Here is a 20989-nt window from a genome sequence, read left to right as displayed (position 1 = left end):
AGTAAAGGGCATATAAAATTTTATATGCCCTTTTTTAATTCAATTTATACGAAACTCACTTTTCGGCATACTTTTAGCTGTGTAAAAACTCAATAAACCACTTATTTATATCAATATACACGCGATTTGACTAAATAATTACATCTAAAAAGTAATTTTTACCAGATTTATTGCTGTTAATTAAAAAGAGATTTCTCAATTTACGCCACTCTTTAATTAATATCAAAACCATCTGAATTCTAAGCTTTTCACAAAAAAAGAATAACTATTTAGGCACAAATAGCTATTACACATTTTTCAAAATATACGCTTAAAACAAACGATAAAATTATTTTTAAATAATAAACATGCAATAACTACAATTATAATTTGAATAGTAGTATATTTGCGGCTATTTTAATATTTATATGAACAATTTCGAACAATTAGGATTAAATGAATCTCTTTTATCTGCGATCAAGGATATGGGGTTTGAAAATCCATCAGAGATCCAGCAAAAAGCGATTCCATTACTATTAGAGAAAGATACCGACATTGTTGCGTTAGCCCAAACGGGGACTGGGAAAACCGCAGCTTTTGGTTTTCCTTTGATTCAGAAGATAGACGTTTCTAATAAGAATACACAAGGTCTTATCTTATCGCCGACTAGAGAGTTATGTTTGCAAATCGCAAATGAGATTAAACAGTACTCGAAGTATGTAAAAGGACTTCACTCAGTGGCTGTTTACGGGGGTGCTAGCATTACAGAACAGGCTAAAGACGTAAAACGTGGAGCTCAAATCATTGTAGCTACACCGGGTAGAATGCAAGACATGATTAACCGTGGTATGGTTAACATTAAAAACATCCAATACTGTATCTTAGATGAGGCAGATGAGATGCTTAACATGGGATTCTATGAGGATATCACTTCTATTTTAGCTGATACTCCAAAAGAAAAAAGTACATGGTTATTCTCTGCTACGATGCCACAAGAAGTAGCTCGTATCGCAAGAGAATTCATGAAAACTCCAGAAGAAATTACTGTTGGTCACAAAAACCAAGGTAACACTAATGTAAGTCATGAATTTTATTTAGTATCTGCTAGAGATCGCTACCCAGCGCTTAAACGTTTAGCAGATGCAAATCCAGATATCTTCTCTGTTGTGTTCTGTAGAACAAAAAGAGATACTCAGTCTATTGCTGAAAAACTTATCGAGGATGGATACAACGCTGCTGCATTACACGGTGACTTATCTCAAGCACAACGTGATGCTGTAATGAAATCTTTCCGTGGTAAACAAATTCAAATGCTTGTAGCTACTGACGTTGCTGCACGTGGTATTGACGTTGATGATATTACTCACGTAGTAAACTACCAATTACCAGACGAAATCGAAACTTACACTCACCGTAGTGGACGTACAGGTCGTGCTGGAAAATCAGGTACTTCTATGGTTATCGTAACGAAAAGTGAATTAAGAAAAATTCAACAAATCGAAAGAATCATCAAAACTAAATTTGAAGAGAAACCAGTTCCTTCTGGAATTGAGATTTGTGAAATTCAATTATTCCACTTAGCTAACAAAATCAAAGAAGTAGAAGTAAATACTGAAATAGAAACTTACTTACCTGCAATCTCTGAATTACTTCAAGACTTTGATAAAGAAGAAATCATTAAAAAAGTAGTTTCTGTAGAATTCAATAGATTCTTAGAGTACTATCAAAAATCTTCTAACAGTCTTCAAAGCGTTTCTCAAGGAAGAAATAACTCTAAAGAAGTACCTACTGATGGAGCTGTTCGTTTCTTTGTTAACCTTGGAGCGAAAGACGATTTAGATTGGATGACATTAAAAGACTTCTTACGTGATACTTTAGAGTTAGGTCGTGATGACTTATTCAAAGTGGACGTTAAAGATGGTTTCTCATTCTTCAACACTGAAGCTGAACACGCTGAGAAAGTTATGGAAACATTAAACGGTCTTGAATACAAAGGACGTCGTGTTAATGTTGAAATCTCTAACAACGATGGTGGCCGTAATGGTGGACGTCGTGATCACAACAACCGCGGAAGAAGTGGTGGTGGATTCAGAGGTGGCGAAAGAAGATCAGAAGGAGGATTTAGAGGTGGTGAAAGAAGATCATCTAATAGATCATCTGAAGGTCGTAGCGACAGAAGATCATCTGAAGGACGTGGAGAAAGAAGATCATCTGAAGGTCGTAGTGACAGAAGATCATCTGAAAGAGCTCCTCGTAACGAACGTGGATCAAGAAGAAGTGGCGATGGTGACTCATCTAGAAGAACTAGAAGAGACTAAATTGTTAATTTTTACCAAATAGTATATAAAACTGTAAAATATCTTTTATTTTTAAGCAATCTTAAAAACTATGAGAAATTTTACAGTTTTCTTGTTTATAATACTTACCTCACTAACTGTATTTGCACAAAATCGCAGTACTGTAAAAGGAACTATTCTAAACGACAAATCATTTTTACCTGTTGATGACGTTAATGTTATTAACACTACCCAAGTCAAAGGAACAATTAGTAAACGCGACGGATCTTTTTCTGTAGAAGCGAACCTAAATGATTCCATACATCTATCCTACCCTGGTTATATACCGATTAAGCTAAAGGTAACCAATGACTGGTTAAACAATGAAAATCTAAAAATATACTTTACTGAACAATCAGTGGTATTAGACGAAATTGTTATTAAGAAGTTTGACTTAACGGGTTATCTGGAAGTTGATACTAAGCTGATCGAATTAAATGATAAAATGCAATTCGATTTTTACAGACGTAATCAAACCCCTTATTACGGTACAGCTATGGGTACTTTCTTTAGTCCTGTAGATGCTGTATATAACCTATTTAAAGGAAAGGATAAAAAGCTTAAAAAACTTGAAGCTATCAAAGAAGATCAAAACATGATTGCTTTAATGCAAACTAGATATGATAGAGAAATTGTTTGTGGAATGCTTGAAATCACTAGAGAAGACATTGTCAAATCTCTACAAAATTGTAATTACAGTGATAAATTTATTTACACTGCAACAGACTTTCAAATCTATCAAGCGTTAAATGACTGCTACGATAATTCTAAAGTATTAGCAACGAAAAAAACGAATACATCCAAATAGTGGATGTATTTTTTTTGCTCTATTTTCACCATTTGTAAATATGATAAAATAGAAATAAAGCCTATTTTTGTACGAAATAACAACACATCACTAATTAAAAACTACTTCACAGAAAATGAATATCATTTTAAAAGCTGCAAAAGTAATCGACTCTACTAGCCCATTCAACAATCAAACAGTTGACATTCAAATAGAAAATGGGACTATTACAAAAATCGCTAATCAAATCGATAACAACCAATTTGAACAAGTTACATATGACAACTTACACATTTCTCAAGGTTGGTTTGATAGTTCTGTTTGTTTAGGCGAACCTGGATTTGAAGAAAGAGAAAATATTGCACACGGTTTAGAAGTAGCTGCTAAAAGTGGATTCACACAAATAGCAGTTGAACCTAACACTAATCCTATCACTGATTCTCAAAGTATTGTTAGTTTTATTAAGCAAAAAGCTTTTGGACAAACGACTGAAGTTTTTCCTATCGGAGCTTTAACTGTGAAATCTGAAGGTACTGACCTGGCAGAATTATTCGATATGAAGAACGCAGGAGCTATTGCTTTTGGAGATTATAAAAAACCAATACAAAATGCTAATGTCCTAAAAATCGCTTTACAATATGTTCAAGATTTTGACGGTCTTGTAATAGCTTTTTCTCAAGACAATAGTATCAAAGGTAAAGGAGTTGCTAATGAAGGTGTAGAAAGCACTAAACTAGGCTTAAAAGGCATCCCTACTCTAGCTGAGGAAATACAAATAGCACGCAACCTATTTTTATTAGAATACACAGGCGGAAAAATACACTTTCCAACTATCTCTACAGCTAAATCTGTTGAGTTAATTAAAGAAGCTAAACAAAAAGGATTAAATGTGACTTGTAGTACAGCTGTACATTTATTGACAATGACAGATGAGAAACTAGCTGATTTTGACACTCGTTATAAAGTATTACCTCCTTTGAGAAATGAGGCAAATAGACAAGCCTTAATCAATGGTGTACTAGACGGAACAATTGACTGTATCACATCTGAACACAATCCTCTAGACATCGAACACAAAAAACTAGAGTTTAACAGTGCGTCTTATGGTACAATTGGTTTAGAATCTGCTTTTGCAGCACTAAACACAGTATTACCAACAGAAGTAGTTATCGAAAAACTAACTGCAGCTAGAAATATCTTCAAGATAGAATCTAACGCTATCACAGAAGGTAGTAAGGTCAATCTAACACTGTTTAATCCTAAAAAAGAATATATCTTTACCAAAGAAAATATACTGTCTAAATCGAAAAACTCTGCTTTCTTAAACCATAATATGAATGGTGAAGTATACGGAGTTATCAATGGAGACAAACAAACCTTAAAATAATATTATTACGCAATGCTGAAGACTTTTAACGAAAAGGAAATCGAAACCGGAAAAACAATGGCTATAGTAGCACACATGACTATCTTAGGATGTCTGGTTGCCATATTTATGAACATAGAGCCTAAAAATAGATTCTCAGGATTTTATATCAAACAAGCTTTTGGTTTGACTATATTATTCTTTGCTTTAGGATCTATGGCTAGTAGATTTGACACTTGGTTAATATCTGGTCCTTTTTATTTCTGTTTCTTCATTCTATGGGTATACAGTTTTATCGGAGCTGCTAGTGGAGAAATTAAGCCAATTCCAAAAATTGGTGTATATTTCCAAAAATGGTTTGACAAATTATCAGCTTAATTTATGGATACATCACTTTCAATTTCATATTTAATTCAAGAGCCTAAAATAATAAAGGACAGTAACCCTGTTATCATCTTATTACACGGGTATGGTAGTAACGAGGAAGACTTGTTCTCCTTTGCTCCTGAATTACCAGAAGATTATTATGTAATATCAGCTCGTGCACCTTACACTGTACCTCCTTATGGATATGCATGGTATGCAATAACATTTGACGCTGATGCGAATAAATTCTCTGACGATGCTCAAGCAATTGAGTCAAGAGACTTAATTGTTCGTTTTATAGACGAATTACTTGCAAAATACCCTATAGACGCTAATAACGTTAATCTAGTAGGATTTAGCCAAGGAGCTATACTTAGCTACTCTATAGCGCTATCATACCCTAACAAGGTTAATAAAGTAGTTGCTCTAAGCGGATATTTCAACGAAAACATCATTGTACCAAACTACAAAGACAATGATTTAAACAAACTTAAATTATTTGCTTCTCACGGTACAGTAGATCAAGTAATCCCTATTGATTGGGCAAGAAGAACACCAGTTATATTAAACAGTCTTAATATAACACATACTTACAAGGAATACCCAGTAGGTCACGGCGTACACCCTTTAAACTTTAAAGATTTCAAAGACTTCTTATTAGAAGAATAAGAGTCCTTAATAGATATAAAAAAAGCTAGTAGTTCTACTACTAGCTTTTTTATTTTCATGTAATGAGTTTTACCTCCTATTCATTATAACCATCTTCCTCTATGGGTTGATCGGTATTTATAACTTTCAATTCGATTGTCTTAGCTGCTGTAAATGCCACCTCTCCTTTATTCTTCAGCTCCATTTTCTCTTGACTTAACTCCCACCCAGAGTTAGTATAAACACGCTTATCTTTAGATTGATCTAAGACTAGTCCTTTCTTGTGGTTTGGCAAGAAGATCTCTGCTTTCTTTTTATCAGTAGAAAAGATAACAAAACAACTTACATCGTTGTCCTCCATCTCATTCTCTTCTACTTCCTCTCCTGTCACTCCTATCGGATTTAATCTAAATCCTTTTTCAAATATACGAATGCAATCCTCTTGAATATTACTCCATCTATAACCTGCCGAGTATGCACATCCATTGCTTTCCTCATCATCTTCCAATACTACAATCTCAGTACTACCATCTGTAACAACTGTTCCGATCTCAGGCTCCCCTTTATCCTTTAAAATAAAGTCACATGAAGCAAACATCAAAAGCAACAAAACAAACAAACTTCTTGATATTTTCATATTTAACTATATTAAGTTATCAATATTATTGTGCAGTATATAACACTGTCTCTATTGTCTTAAATTCAGTTGGTTTCCCTTCTGTATAAATATACTTAATCATTACTTCCCCATGTAAATCTCCAGCATAAAAATCCGCAACAATCCATCTGTGATTAAGAATTTTTATTTTATTGATAATACACTTATTTCCATTCATAACTCCATAAGGAACAAGAGGATTACCATTTTCTTGATGGTTTAAAGCTAATATTTCTTCTTTAATTAACGCTAAAGAGCGGTCAATATTTTTATAATTAAAATATTCCTGTGCGTCATTGTTGTATTCGATAGAGAAGTAATTTGCTTCATTAAACTCTTTAGTTGCTTGTTTTAATGAATCTCGTACTATATCTATACGTTTATGAGCTATATCTAACTTTTTCTCTTCCATCTTATACATATTTTTATTGTTTGCATAAAACAATACTAATAGTACAGATGCAAAAAGAAACAAGTAAAAGAACGCTTTATGCTTCATATTCTAATAATAATTAAATAGTGATTTTTAAATTGTCGTAGGCCAAATATACATCTTTTGGCAGTATATTCTGCACTTCTTCATGAAAACCTAAGTCTTGTGCTATATGGGTTAGATACGCTTTCTCTGGTTTTATTTGATCTATAAATGTCAAAGATTCTTCTAAGCTAAAATGAGTAGGATGATCCTTAATACGCAATGCATTTACAATTAACACCTTACACCCCTTAATCTTTTCTATTTCTTTATCAGAGATATATTTTGCATCTGTGATATAAACCAGATCACCAAAGCGATAACCAAATATAGGTAATGGTCCATGCATGATATCCAAAGGAACGATCGTCTTGCCATTTATTTCAAAACTTTCATCAGATTGAACAATATACTCCTCTACACTCGGAGCTCCTGGATAACGGTCCTCTTTAGTGAATATATAATCAAACCTCTTCTCTAATGCCCTCATCACTCTCTCCGAAGCATACAGAGGCATTGGCCCATGAAGAAATGTCAATGGACGTATTTCATCAAGCCCTGCAATATGATCCGCATGCTCATGTGTATATAAAATAGCATCTAACTTAGTACAACCTGCCGTCAACATCTGCTGTCGAAAATCAGGTCCACAATCCACCAAAAAAGTGCTATCCTCCCACTTAACCAAGATAGATGTACGCAATCTCTTATCACGTGAATCTATACTGTGAGCTACTGGATGATCTATACCTACGATCGGAATACCTTGAGAGGTTCCTGTTCCTAAAAAATAAACTTCCAAAATGACATTAAATTTTCCACAAAAGTACGGTTTATCTTTTTTTGTTGCACGATATTTGTTAGGTTTGTTCAAAATAGCTAATAGATGAAAAACTTTGCTGAAGACTTAGTATTAGGTGGTGACAGATTCATAGAACACCAACCTGCAATATCAGATAAAGCACTTAAAATCAACCTTAACAATGACATCTACGGAACATTTGCTGAGATTGGTGCTGGACAAGAAACTGTTCGTCACTTCTTTAGAGCTGGAGGTTCGTCTAGAACTGTAGCCAAAGCGATGTCTGCTTATGACAAAGTATTTAGTGACGCTATTTACTCTGTAGAAGAAGATGGACGTTATGTAACAGAGAGTCGATTAATCAAAATGCTTGATTATGAGACCAAAAAGATTGAAGAGCGTTTAATACGCGCGGAGAACCCTACTAAAACTTTCTTTAGTTATGCTAACACAGTAGCAACTATTGACTATGCTAAAAAGAACAAAGGACACGGGTGGGTAGGTATTATGTTCCAATCTGCTTCTGGTGAGCCTTATAATAAAATAGTATTACACATACAGTTTAAGGAAACAGACTCTAAACTACAACAAGAAACTCTTGGTATATTAGGAGTTAACCTTATATATGGAGCATTCTACCAACACAATGATCCCAAAAAACTCATCTACAGTCTATATGACCACTTAGATAAAGACCAAATTGAAATCGATAGTATCAACTTCTCTGGACCTTTATTTGACAAGGTAGACAACAGATTAATGAGCTTACAATTAGTTAAGAATGGGATGACAGACGCTGTTATGTTTAGCCCTAATGGCCGTTGTGAATTAGCTGCTAATGTATTGTATAAACAAAATATCTTAGCCTTAAGAGGTAGCTTTAGACCAGTTACTGTCGTGAATATGGACATGTACCAGAAATCTTTAGACAAATTCTTAACTAAGAATAATGTTGCAAAAGAAAATACAACTGTAGTCTTTGAGATTACACTGTCTAACTTACTAGCAGAAGGTAGTCTAGATGAGATAGACTTCTTAGAAAGAGCAGACTTACTATGTTCATTAGGACAGACTGTAATGATCTCTAACTATCAAGAGTATTATAAACTAACAGAGTACTTCTCTAAATACACAGATCAGAAGATTGCTCTAGCTATGGGAGTTAGTAGCTTGTTAAACATTTTTGAAGAGAAATACTACACTAATCTAACTGGTGGTATCTTAGAAGCTCTAGGGAAGCTATTTAGAAACACAATGAAGATTTATCTTTACCCAATGATTGGCGACCAAGGTGAAATCGTTGACTCTACTAACCTTAAGGTATCATTACATTTAAAAGACTTGTACAAATACTTTAAGAAAAACGAGCAAATTATCGATATCGAAGACTACAAAAAGGATCACTTAAAAATATTCTCTAGAGATGTACTTAAACTTCTTCAACAAAATACAGAAGGATGGGAAGAACAACTACCAGAAGGTATTTCTAAAATCATTAAAGAGAAAGAATTATTCGGATATAAACGAAAATAATACCAAAAAAGCCATTGCTAATCGCAATGGCTTTTTCATTCCTATTTATTCACAATTTAAAAGTGTCAGATGTACTAACAAAAGAGACTACCCTTCACCACAAAGGGCAATCCCCTTTAACCCATATTCCGCGATAGACAAATTAACGAGAGTGAATTATACAAAATAGCTCTAAACTTATGAAAAAAGCATACTATAATATGATTTTAGAAGAAGTGAAAGAGATATAAAGTAGAATTAGCTCGTAGTATTTGGCTAATGTGGAATCTGGGTTTGTCTCAATATAACCAACTACTTTATACTATTATAATATGTCTTCAAGATTTCTTCTCTAAAGTCTGGATGTGCAATATTAACCATTGCTTCCACACGTTGTTTTAAAGTCTTACCATATAAATCTGCCACACCATACTCTGTAACAATATACTGAGCATGCGCACGAGTAGTCACTACTCCAGCTCCCTGTTTTAAGAAAGGTACAATACGATTATGCCCTTTATTACTTGTAGAAGACAGTGCGATAATAGCCTTACCTCCTTTACTAAGTGATGCTCCGCGTACGAAGTCCATCTGCCCTCCTACTCCTGAATACATATGTACTCCTAGAGAGTCGGCACATATCTGCCCTGTTAAGTCCACTTCTAGAGCTGAATTAATCGCTACTACTTTTGGATTTTGACGAATGATAGAAGTATCATTCACATAGCTAGATTCTTTCATAACAATAAAAGGATTGTTATCTACGAATTTATACAAACGTTCAGATCCTATAAGGAAGGTTGCTAACGCTCTACCTTTAGCTATTGTTTTCTTAGAACAGTTAATCACACCACTCTCTATTAAGTCGATTACTCCATCAGAGAACATCTCTGTATGTAACCCTAAATTCTTATGATTGCCTAATCTAGATAACACCGCATTAGGAATAGATCCTATCCCCATCTGTAGCGTACTCTCATCATCAATTAGCTCTGCTACATAATCCCCTATTTTTGCTTCTGTGTCTGTTACTTGAACTAACTTCTGTGCATATATAGGTGTATGATGCTCTACAGCCATATCTATCTTAGAGATATGTAATATACTATCTCCAAAAGTACGTGGCATAAAGTTGTTCACTTGAGCAATGATAGTATCTGCACTCTCCATAGCCGCTACAGTAGCTTCTACAGAAGTTCCTAATGAACAGAATCCATGCTCATCTGGTGGCGATACTTGGATAAGAACTACATTTACTTTTAAAGCGCCTTTTCTAAACAGATTAGGTACCTCACTTAAAAACACTGGAGTATAAGAACCATTACCAGCTGCTATAGTATGTCTAACATTCTTACCAATAAAGAAAGAATTAACATGAAAACTAGCTGATAACGCCGGATCAGAATAAGGAGCTGCTCCTTCTGTGTGAATATGACAAAACTCTACATCTCGTAGTTCTTCTGCTCTATCACTTATAGCTTTAGTTAATATATTAGGGGTAGCTGCTGCAGCATGTACATAAATTCTATCTCCTGACTTTACTACTTTAGCCGCTTCTGAAGCCGATACATATCTCATATTAAAAGTATTTGAAAATGACTAAAGACACGATGTTTTTAGTCTATTAATAACAATTCCAAAATACGTAAATTATCAGCATTAATCAACTGATTTATATCAGTTATCAACGATTATCAGTGATTTTTAGCAGAAATACAAAAATGCATTACTAAGTGACAAATAAATACAAAGAGGAATGAAGATTGCCGTATCTTTCCTAGCAAATACACTATTTTTAACTATTTTAAATAAGCCTACATACCTAAAGTCTCCAATTGCTCTTAATCCGAATAGAATTGAGAGTACTAAATACCCCCATTTATACTGAACTAGGTCAGCTCCGCTAATGAATGCGAACAATGCCAAACCTGCCGCTACTACTAATGTCCCGATTAGCGAAGGATTTAGTTTCTTCACTCCATCTTTAGTAGGTAAAACACTTTCTGCTGCCCATTTACCTCCGAATGCCCAATAAATATGTACTCCTGATAAGAAAGAGAAAATTAAGGCATTAACTATCTTTATGAATACGAGTAAAGTCATGATTTTGATATTTATTATTTAAACACAAAACTACTTTACTCGAGTTATTAAAACATTCACTTAAGTTAACCTAGATTCATAATATATTTTAATATTACATGACTGACCTTATAACTATTTTATTCTTTTACTTTTTTGTCTTGACACCAAAAAGTAACAAAAAAAGTCAAGGCTGTAATTTCTAAAACATACTAAATATGCTTGATGTTATAAACTTAGGACTAGCTGATTATATTGGACTAATACAGAGTCTAAGGAATACTACTTCTCTTGTAATCGTTTTCGGATACGAGAAAGAGATTGTGGCTTCACTCCTATATAGCTAGCGATGTGTTTCTGTGGAATACAATCAAACACTTCTGGAGAAATCTCCATCAATTGTAGATATCGCTGTTCTGGAGTTAAGAAAAGTAAGAAGTCTATTCTCTTTTTAGCTTGTATGAATATAAGCTCAGCCATACGTCTCCCAAGTTTTTGGTGCTCTAAAGAAGAATCATAATAGCTAAGCAAATCTTCTTTTCGGATTAATTCTACTGTTGTATAACCCATTGCTACGATAATCATCTGAGAAGGAACATCAGTAAGTACTCCTTCATAATTCGTAAAAATATCTCCTGCTAGATAAAACCCAAAAGAGACATCATTACCTTCACTATCTATATAATACATACGAAGGCTACCATTGCGTACTATTCCAACATAATCACACACATGCCCTATGCTAAGTATTTCTTCTCCTTTAGTTAGTGATTTTACCACTACCCTCTCTTTCAAATCCTCCAACAATTGCTGTACATAGTTATTACTTTTCATTTTTTCTTGAATTAGCACTACTTCAAATGTAAAATATCCATTGCTATAATACATAGATATCTTTTAAAAAATAAAAAATACTAATTATCAATCACATACACTTAAACACTAGAACAAAGTAGAACTTTTCAGAACAAAAGAAAGTATTAGGGAAAAATGGAAAAAAGTGAAAGTATATCTCTATATTTTTTTAATTACTACTAACTTATATCCTAGTTTGACCTAAAACCGTTTATATAAAAAATAAGAGTGTTCTAAATTAAAAGCCCCTAATTCACTCAAATAATGTTATTTTTGTATTTATTCTCATTTTAATAAAATGACATCAATAAACACAAAAACATTACAAGATTTAGAATTCAATACAGTATTAGAAACAATATCAGCACTTTGTACTACAGAAGCTGGTAAAGAAGCTGCTATGGAAATATGCCCTTTCAAAACTGAAGAGGGAACAATGCGAGCGCTGAGACAGACTTCTGAATACGTTTCTTCTTATACGAATAATAATATTATCCCAAATCACTACTTTGACAGTATCGGTTACGAATTAAAATTCCTAGGGATCGAAAATAGTTTCTTAGAAGTCAGTAGCTTTAAAAAAATAGCTACGCTAACAGAGACAACGATTACTTTGATTTCTTTTCTAAAGAAATTCGAAGAGTACTATCCTAATCTTTACTTTGAAGCACAACAAACTCCTCTAGAGAAATCTATTTTAAAGGAAATAGACAATGTACTCGATAAATACGGAGAGATTAAAGATAATGCTTCTTTAGACCTGTTGAATATACGCAAAAACATCAACTTAGTTCGCGGTAAAATCAATCAAAGTTTTGGATCTGCTCTTACACAATACAACAGTTCTGGATATCTAGATGATATCAGAGAGACTGTAGTAGAGAACAGACGTGTACTAGCCGTTATCGCAATGCATAGACGCAAGGTCAAAGGTAGTGTATTAGGTACTTCTAAGACTGGAAGTATCGTATATATAGAGCCAGAAGCGACATTGAGATATTCTAGAGAATTAAACAATCTAGAATATGAAGAACGCGAAGAGATAGTGCGTATATTAAAGAACCTAACCAACGTAATACGTCCATTCAGAGACTTATTACTGGAGTATCAGAGTTTTCTTACTTATATAGATGTTACTGCTGGTAAAGCGAAGTATGCTAATAAGATCAATGGTCTTTTGCCTGAGATTAGTAAAGAAAGAGAGATGTTCTTCAGAGAAGCATATCACCCTATCCTATTGCTAAATAATAGAGAAAAGAACAAACCTACTTATCCACAGACTATTACTTTAGAACATGATAGCAGAATTATCGTTATCTCTGGTCCTAATGCTGGTGGTAAGAGTATTACGTTAAAAACGATAGGATTACTACAACTAATGTTACAATCAGGATTATTAATCCCTGTCCACGAAAGAAGTAAAACATTCTTATTTGACAGAATACTAACAGATATAGGAGATAATCAGTCTATCGAAAATCACTTGAGTACGTATAGTTACAGACTTAAGAATATGAATTACTTCTTAAAGAAATGTAATGATAACACACTGTTCTTAATTGATGAATTCGGTACTGGATCTGATCCAGAGCTTGGAGGTGCGTTAGCAGAAGTTTTCTTAGAAGAGCTTTATGATAGAGGTGCTTATGGTATTATCACTACTCACTATACTAACCTTAAGATACTAGCAAACGAACTGCCTAATGCTACAAATGCAAATATGCTATTCGATGAAAAGTCTCTAGAGCCGATGTATAAACTAAACGTGGGACAGGCAGGTAGTTCATTTACTTTTGAAGTTGCTCAGAAAAATGGTATTCCATTTAGTCTAATCAATAGAGCGAAGAAAAAAGTTGAAGGAGATAAAGTGCGCTTTGATAAAACTATTGCAAACCTTCAAAAAGAAAGACATAAACTAGAACGAACTTCTCAGAATCTAAAAGAAGAAGAAACTAAAGCTAGAGATGAAAGCAAAAAGATGGAAACCATCAATGCTAAAATTCAAGATAAACTGGAGCGTTACCAAGAGTTATTTGACTCTAATCAACGTTTAGTAGCTTTAGGACAGCGTTTAGATGATTTATCTGAAAAATACTTTAATAATAAGAGTAAGAAAACCTTATTTGGTGAAGTATTAAAAGTAGTAGAAATCGAAAACTCTAAACGTCAAAAAATCACGATAAAAGAGAAGAAAGAAAAAGAAATAAAGCAACAAGAACTTCTTAAAGAGGTAGAACAAAAAGTAGAGGTTATTCGCAAGGAAAAGAAAGAAGAAAAAGCGAAAAAACAACTACAAGATGCTCAAAAGAAAACGAACTTCCCTCTTAAAGTCGGTGACCGTGTGAGAATGATAGATGGTCGTTCTGTTGGAACAATAGATGTGATAGAAAAAAACAAAGCGACTGTTAATTATGGTATCTTTACTTCTAAGGTGAGTTTAGATCAATTAGAAATGGTAGAACGCAAAAAATAATGTTAGATATACCTCGTAACAAAAAGATAGTCTTATTTGACGGTGTTTGTAACTTATGTGACAATGCCGTCAATAAGATCATTAAGGCTGATAATACTGATCAGTTCAGATTTGTCTCTCTAGATTCTGATAAAGGAAAAGAGATATTGAACTATATCGGTATTGATAGAGCTAAAATAGACAGTATCGTTCTATATGAACCAGGTATAGCCTATTATATAAAATCAAAAGCAGCTTTTCAGATTGCCTCAAAGCTAGGTGGTTTTTACTCGTTAGTTAATATTTTCTCCGTTTTACCAACAGGTATAACAGATAAGATGTATGACTATATCGCTAAAAATCGCTATAAATGGTATGGCAAAAAAGAGAGCTGTATGATACCTAGTGAGGATATTAAACAGAAATTTCTATAATTTCTTCACTTAACGCTAATTTGTGATTTTTTAATCATAAATAATTTCACTTAAACTTTGGCAATGCGTATATTTGCGTACTTATAAAAAAATATTCTCGAATGCATATTTCATACAATTGGTTAAAACAATTCATTAAATTAGACATAACATCGGAAGAAACTTCAGAAATCTTAACAGACTTAGGTCTAGAAGTAGAAGGTATTACTCAATACGAGAGTCTTAAAGGTGGTCTAAGAGGAGTTGTTGTTGGACACGTATTATCTTGTACAAAACATCCAAATGCAGACAAATTAAACGTAACAAAAGTTGATTTAGGAACAGGTGAGCCAGTACAAATCGTATGTGGTGCGCCGAACGTTGCTGCAGGGCAAAAAGTACCGGTTGCTACTATTGGAACAGAACTTTTTGACGCAGAAGGAAATGCATTCCAAATCAAAAAAGGCAAAATTCGTGGAGAAGAAAGCTTTGGTATGATTTGTTCTGAGGTAGAACTTGGTCTAGGTACAGATGGTAGTGGTATTTTAGTATTAGATGAGAAATGGGCTCCAGGTACTCCTGCTGCTACTCTATTTAACATCACTACAGATGAAGTTTTTGAAATCGGTCTTACTCCTAACCGCTCAGATGCTATGAGTCACTGGGGAGTAGCTCGTGATCTTAGAGCTAGTCTATTACAAAATTCAAAAGAAGATACTCAACACAAAGAATTAATCACTCCTTCTGTTAGCAAATTTAAAGTTGAAAGAAGAACATTAAAAATTGATGTTGTAGTTGATGATTATAAAAAAGCACCTCGTTACTGTGGTGTAACTATTTCTGGTGTTGAAGTTAAAGCTTCTCCAGACTGGTTACAAGACAGATTAAAAGCAATCGGTATCGCTCCTAAAAACAATATCGTAGACGTTACTAACTACGTATTACACGATTTAGGACAACCATTACACGCTTTTGACGCTGCAAAGATTAAAGGTGGTAAAGTATTCGTTAAGACAGTTGACGCTGGCACTAAATTCGTTACTCTAGATGGTGTAGAAAGAACATTACACCAAGATGATTTAATGATCTGTGATGAGAACGGACCTATGTGTATCGCTGGTGTATTCGGAGGTAGCAAATCTGCTGTATCTGAAAATACATCTACAATCTTCTTAGAGAGTGCTTACTTTAACCCTGTTACTGTAAGAAAAGCAGCTAAGAGACATGGTCTTAATACAGATTCATCTTTCCGTTTTGAGAGAGGTGTTGACCCTGCTATTACAGAATATGCTCTTAAACATGCAGCTTTACTTATCCAACAAGTAGCTGGTGGAGAGATTACTTCTGATATTATTGACCTATACCCTAAGAAAGTAGAAGAGCATTCTGTATTCTTAAACTTCAATAATATTACAAGATTATTAGGAGAAGAAATCTCTAAAGAAACAATCAAAAAAATCTTAGTATCATTAGATATCAAGGTTCACAATATGTCTGATATCGGAATTGGTATTACTGTACCTGCTTACCGTGCTGACGTAACAAGAGAGATAGACGTTATCGAAGAGATCTTGAGAGTATATGGATTTAACAACATTACTTTCTCATCTAAACTTAACGCTACTATTGCTAACAGCTCTAGAACTGAAGATCATAGAGTAACTAATATCGTAGCTCAACAGTTAGTAGCACAAGGGTTCCATGAGATTATGAATAACTCATTGACTACTCCTGCTTACACTGAGTTAAGTGAAAATATTAAATCTAACTTCCAAGTGGATATTCTTAACCCATTGAGTTATGACTTATCAGTAATGAGACAATCATTATTATTTGGTGGTTTAGAATCTATCGCATACAATGTCAATAGAAAACGTGGAGATCTAAAATTCTTTGAGTTTGGTAAGACTTACCACAAAATGCTTAACAACTATGAGGAGTACAAACGCCTTTCTGTTTTTGCAACAGGTAATATTACTAAAGCAAGCTGGAACTCTGTACAAAAACCTATTACTTTCTTTGAATTTAAAGGGTATATCAACGGAATATTAGCTCGTTTAGGTCTTTCTAAAGTAAGTACTCAACCTATAGAGTCTGATGTATTCTCTGAAGGAATTGCTTACTATGTAGGTAAAGAAGCTATCGTGGAGTTTGGTATTCTTAAGAAACATGTTACTAAACACTTTGATATCAAACAAGAAGTTTGTTATGCTGAGTTTAACTGGGATAATGTATTAAAAGTAGTTTCTGCTAAGATCAAACTTACTGAAATCAACAAATTCCCTTCTGTAAAACGTGATTATGCTTTATTAATCGATGAAGCTGTTACTTTCGAAGAGATTTACAACATCGTTAAACAAGTAGATAAAGCTATCATTAAAGACGTTACTTTATTTGATGTGTACCAAGGTGATAAGATTGAAGATGGGAAGAAATCATATGCTATCTCTATCCACATGGAAGACACTACAAAAACGCTTACAGATAGCCAAGTAGATAAAATCATGAGCAAAATACAATATCAATTAGAGAATAATGTAAATGCTCAAATCAGATAATACTAATCGTTTATAGTATAACCTAAAAAAGCCTAGTTAGAAATTCTAACTAGGCTTTTTTTATGATTAATATCTTCTTCTCTACACCCTACACAATCTTATGAGGATTCATATATTTAAAATTTGGAAATAAAAAAGAGAGCATCACTGCTCTCTTCCTATTTATACTTATATAATCTATTACATATTACGTCTGTACTGCCCTCCTACTTCAAACAATGCTGAAGTAATCTGACCTAACGAACACACTTTAGAAGCATCCATTAACGCCTCGAAGATATTGCCATTCTGGATAGCAACTTCTTGAATACGCTCTAATTCTTCTTTCACTAAAGCTTCATTTGCTTTGTTTAAGTTTTCTTTTGTTTTGATCTGGAATAACTTCTCTTCTTCTGTAGCACGGATAACTTCCGCAGGTACAACTGTAGGAGATCCTTTAGAGCTCAAGAAGGTATTTACCCCAATAATTGGGAATGTACCATCGTGTTTCAATGTTTCGTAGTACAATGACTCTTCTTGGATTTTAGAGCGTTGATACATTGTTTCCATTGCACCTAATACTCCTCCTCTTTCTGTGATTCTATCAAACTCTGCTAATACAGCTGCCTCTACTAAGTCAGTTAACTCTTCTATAATAAACGATCCTTGTATTGGATTCTCGTTTTTAGCCAATCCTAGTTCTTTATTAATGATCAACTGTATTGCCATAGCTCTACGTACAGATTCTTCTGTAGGAGTCGTAATAGCCTCGTCATACGCGTTAGTATGAAGTGAATTACAGTTATCATAAATAGCGTAAAGCGCCTGAAGCGTTGTACGGATATCATTAAAGTCAATTTCTTGTGCGTGAAGTGAACGTCCTGAAGTCTGGATGTGGTATTTCAACATCTGAGCACGTTCGTTAGCACCATATTTATTCTTTAATGCTTTCGCCCAAATACGACGAGCTACACGTCCAATAACAGCGTATTCTGGATCAATACCATTAGAGAAGAAGAAAGATAAGTTAGGACCGAAATCATTAATATCCATTCCTCTACTTAAGTAGTATTCTACATATGTAAATCCGTTAGCTAATGTAAACGCTAATTGGGTAATTGGGTTTGCTCCTGCCTCTGCAATGTGGTATCCTGAGATAGACACTGAGTAGAAGTTACGAACGTTTTTAGTAATGAAATACTCTTGTACGTCACCCATCAAACGAAGTGCAAACTCCGTAGAGAAGATACAAGTATTCTGTGCTTGATCTTCTTTTAAAATATCTGCTTGTACTGTACCACGTACTTGTGATAAAGTATTCTTTTTAATCTCTTGATAAACCTCTTGAGGTAATACTTGGTCTCCAGTAACTCCTAAAAGCATTAATCCTAACCCATCATTACCTTCTGGTAAGTCTCCATTATAGCGAGGTCTTTCAACACCTTTCTTCTTATAGATAGCTTCAATCTTTGCTTCAACTTCTGCTTCTAACCCATTCTCTTTGATATAGATCTCACATTGCTGATCAATAGCAGCATTCATGAAGAATCCTAATAACATAGGTGCTGGCCCATTGATTGTCATCGATACAGAAGTCAAGGCATGTGCAAGGTTAAACCCTGAATAAAGCTTCTTCGCATCATCTAAACAACAGATAGAAACTCCTGCATTACCAATCTTACCATAGATATCTGGGCGGTGTCCTGGGTCGTTACCATAAAGGGTTACAGAGTCAAAAGCAGTTGATAAACGCTTAGCTGGCATCCCTAAAGACACATAGTGAAAACGTCTATTCGTACGTTCTGGCCCACCTTCTCCTGCAAACATACGTGTAGGATCTTCTCCCTCACGTTTAAACGGATAAAGTCCTGAAGTAAAAGGAAACTCTCCTGGAACATTCTCTTGTAATGACCAACGCAAGATATCTCCCCAAGCTTCATACTTCGGCAAAGCAATCTTAGGAATCTGTAAGTGTGATAAACTCTCTGAATGTGTAGCAATCTTAATCTCTTTATCACGTACTTTAAATGAATATACTGGGTTCTTATATTTGTTTACTTTTTGATCCCACGTTAAGATAACCTCCCAATTGTATGGGTCTAAGTTCATCTTCACCTTGTCAAACTCCTTTAATAGAAGATTGATGAATAGTTGCGTATCAGCATCTTTAGACGCAACACTTTCTTCAACTATTCCTGATTTATCAACTTCTGGTAATTTACCAGCAACTGTTTCTACTGTTTTAAAAATACCATATAACTTCTGTGCTACCTCTTTTTGAGTTAATACAGTTTCGTCATATTTTCGGTTGTTCTCAGCAATTTCAGATAAGTAACGAGTACGATTAGGTGGAATAACAAATACCTTCTCACTCATTTCTTTTGTGATCTCCATATTTGAAGTTAGGTTAGCACCTGTCTTCTCTACAACCTTATCCATAATAGCTTTATACAAAGCATTAGTACCTGGGTCGTTAAACTGAGAAGCAATCGTACCAAACACAGGCATCTCATCAGGATTTACATCCCATAAGTTGTGATTGCGTTGGTATTGTTTCTTTACATCTCTGATTGCATCTAATGCACCACGCTTGTCAAACTTGTTGATCGCAACAATGTCAGCGAAGTCAAGCATGTCGATTTTTTCTAACTGTGTAGCTGCACCAAACTCAGGTGTCATAATGTATAACGAAGCATCAGAGTGATCTAAGATCTCTGTATCTGACTGTCCAATACCTGATGTTTCTAAGATAATTAAATCGTAATTCGCTACTTGAAGTACTTGAAGTGTTTCTTCAACATAACGCGATAATGCTAAGTTAGACTGACGAGTAGCTAATGAACGCATAAATACACGAGGATTATTAATAGAGTTCATACGAATACGATCTCCTAATAACGCTCCTCCTGTTTTACGTTTAGATGGGTCAACAGAAACTAATGCTACTGTCTTCTCTGGAAAGTCAATCAAGAAACGACGAACTAACTCGTCAACCATTGATGACTTACCTGCTCCTCCTGTTCCTGTAATACCTAATACTGGTGTGTTTTTATGTTTAGCCTCGTCGAATTTGAATACTTTTAGGAAGTCTTCTTCTCTGTTTTCTGCCAAAGAAATCAAACGAGCAATCGTAGTAATATCTTTATCTGCTAAAGATTGGTATACGTCTTTTCCTTCTGGTAATTGTAGATCCATAGTAGGAAAGTCCGCACCTTGTACCATATCGTTAATCATCCCTTGTAATCCCATAGCACGACCGTCATCTGGAGAATACAAACGAGTGATTCCGTAATCCATTAATTCTTTGATTTCACTTGGAAGAATTACTCCTCCTCCTCCTCCAACGATTCGGATATGTCCTGCTCCTTTTTCTTTCAAAAGGTCGTACATGTATTTAAAGTATTCATTATGTCCTCCTTGGTAAGAAGTCATTGCTATAGCGTTAGCGTCTTCTTGTATTGCAGTATTTACTACTTCTTCAACGCTTTTATCATGTCCTAAGTGGATTACCTCACATCCCGTCGATTGAATAATACGACGCATAATATTAATCGCTGCATCATGGCCATCAAATAAAGCCGCAGCTGTAACTATACGCACCTTGTTAGTAGGCGTATAGGGAGTATTTTGTTGCATAATTTATTAGTTTTTGTAGAATGCCAATATAATAAATATTCACTAAATACACTACTAGCCATAAAAGATTTGGCTACAAGGCTCT

The 20989-nt window shown here is 34.4% G+C and carries 16 protein-coding genes; 9 read left to right on the top strand and 7 right to left on the bottom strand.

The features are described 5' to 3' along the window. Positions 1-407 precede the first annotated feature (407 nt). The 5 genes from BMX53_RS04760 (at position 408) to BMX53_RS04740 (ending at position 5503) form a co-directional block, all read left to right on the top strand. Entirely contained in the window at positions 408-2297 is a 1890-nt protein-coding gene (locus BMX53_RS04760; protein WP_074744864.1) for a DEAD/DEAH box helicase, read from the top strand. Between the two features lie 70 nt (positions 2298-2367). Further along, on the top strand, positions 2368-3123 hold the full coding sequence (locus BMX53_RS04755) for a carboxypeptidase-like regulatory domain-containing protein (protein WP_063175797.1): 756 nt from the start codon (positions 2368-2370) through the stop codon (positions 3121-3123). A 115-nt stretch (positions 3124-3238) separates the two neighbouring features. Further along, the gene (locus BMX53_RS04750; protein WP_074744862.1) at positions 3239-4489 is read left to right on the top strand and encodes a dihydroorotase; all 1251 of its coding nucleotides are present in this window, start codon (positions 3239-3241) and stop codon (positions 4487-4489) included. Positions 4490-4501: 12 nt separating this feature from the next. Beyond that, positions 4502-4846 (top strand): hypothetical protein, encoded by a 345-nt coding sequence (locus BMX53_RS04745; protein ID WP_063175799.1) that lies wholly within the window; start codon positions 4502-4504, stop codon positions 4844-4846. Between the two features lie 3 nt (positions 4847-4849). Beyond that, a complete protein-coding gene (locus BMX53_RS04740) occupies positions 4850-5503 on the top strand; it encodes an alpha/beta hydrolase (RefSeq protein ID WP_074744860.1) in 654 nt (217 codons plus the stop codon). Positions 5504-5579: 76 nt separating this feature from the next. On the opposite strand, the gene BMX53_RS04735 is transcribed toward BMX53_RS04740, so the two are convergent. The 3 genes from BMX53_RS04735 to BMX53_RS04725 are packed head-to-tail and all read right to left on the bottom strand — an operon-like array spanning position 5580 to position 7417. Continuing rightward, positions 5580-6119 carry a hypothetical protein gene (locus BMX53_RS04735; RefSeq protein ID WP_074744858.1) on the bottom strand — a complete coding sequence of 180 codons (540 nt, stop codon included), beginning with the start codon at positions 6117-6119 and terminating at the stop codon, positions 5580-5582. A gap of 25 nt (positions 6120-6144) precedes the next feature. Beyond that, positions 6145-6639: a hypothetical protein gene (locus tag BMX53_RS04730; protein ID WP_038988485.1), complete on the bottom strand. Its 495-nt coding sequence runs from the start codon at positions 6637-6639 to the stop codon at positions 6145-6147. Positions 6640-6652: 13 nt separating this feature from the next. Further along, a complete protein-coding gene (locus BMX53_RS04725) occupies positions 6653-7417 on the bottom strand; it encodes an MBL fold metallo-hydrolase (RefSeq protein ID WP_074744856.1) in 765 nt (254 codons plus the stop codon). 84 nt (positions 7418-7501) lie between these two features. Here BMX53_RS04725 and BMX53_RS04720 point away from each other — a divergent pair, with 84 nt between their 5' ends. Then, a complete protein-coding gene (locus BMX53_RS04720) occupies positions 7502-8950 on the top strand; it encodes a nicotinate-nucleotide adenylyltransferase (RefSeq protein WP_038988483.1) in 1449 nt (482 codons plus the stop codon). Between the two features lie 291 nt (positions 8951-9241). On the opposite strand, the gene BMX53_RS04715 is transcribed toward BMX53_RS04720, so the two are convergent. From BMX53_RS04715 to BMX53_RS04705, 3 genes are all read right to left on the bottom strand, one after another. Beyond that, positions 9242-10507, bottom strand: a complete 1266-nt coding sequence (locus tag BMX53_RS04715; protein ID WP_038987950.1) for an acetyl-CoA hydrolase/transferase family protein — start codon at positions 10505-10507, stop codon at positions 9242-9244. Positions 10508-10633: 126 nt separating this feature from the next. After that, complete coding sequence (locus tag BMX53_RS04710) at positions 10634-11032, bottom strand: DUF3995 domain-containing protein (protein WP_074744854.1); 399 nt, start codon at positions 11030-11032, stop codon at positions 10634-10636. Between the two features lie 261 nt (positions 11033-11293). Next, a complete protein-coding gene (locus BMX53_RS04705) occupies positions 11294-11845 on the bottom strand; it encodes a Crp/Fnr family transcriptional regulator (protein WP_074745066.1) in 552 nt (183 codons plus the stop codon). A 319-nt stretch (positions 11846-12164) separates the two neighbouring features. Between BMX53_RS04705 and BMX53_RS04700 the strand changes: the two genes are divergently transcribed. The 3 genes from BMX53_RS04700 to pheT all read left to right on the top strand — a co-directional run bounded on the left by BMX53_RS04700 (position 12165) and on the right by pheT (position 17289). Further along, entirely contained in the window at positions 12165-14339 is a 2175-nt protein-coding gene (locus tag BMX53_RS04700) for an endonuclease MutS2 (protein ID WP_074744852.1), read from the top strand. Next, on the top strand, positions 14339-14752 hold the full coding sequence (locus BMX53_RS04695) for a thiol-disulfide oxidoreductase DCC family protein (RefSeq protein WP_063175805.1): 414 nt from the start codon (positions 14339-14341) through the stop codon (positions 14750-14752). The genes BMX53_RS04700 and BMX53_RS04695 overlap by 1 nt, the downstream gene beginning before the upstream one ends. A gap of 101 nt (positions 14753-14853) precedes the next feature. After that, on the top strand, positions 14854-17289 hold the full coding sequence (pheT, locus tag BMX53_RS04690; protein ID WP_074744850.1) for a phenylalanine--tRNA ligase subunit beta: 2436 nt from the start codon (positions 14854-14856) through the stop codon (positions 17287-17289). A gap of 180 nt (positions 17290-17469) precedes the next feature. Here pheT and BMX53_RS04685 read toward each other — a convergent pair whose 3' ends face one another. Continuing rightward, positions 17470-20904 carry a methylmalonyl-CoA mutase family protein gene (locus BMX53_RS04685; protein WP_038987956.1) on the bottom strand — a complete coding sequence of 1145 codons (3435 nt, stop codon included), beginning with the start codon at positions 20902-20904 and terminating at the stop codon, positions 17470-17472. Between the last annotated feature and the right edge of the window lie 85 nt (positions 20905-20989).

This window comes from Myroides marinus (assembly GCF_900109075.1).
Classification (GTDB): domain Bacteria; phylum Bacteroidota; class Bacteroidia; order Flavobacteriales; family Flavobacteriaceae; genus Flavobacterium; species Flavobacterium marinum_A.
This window is presented reverse-complemented; position numbering and strand designations above follow the sequence as displayed.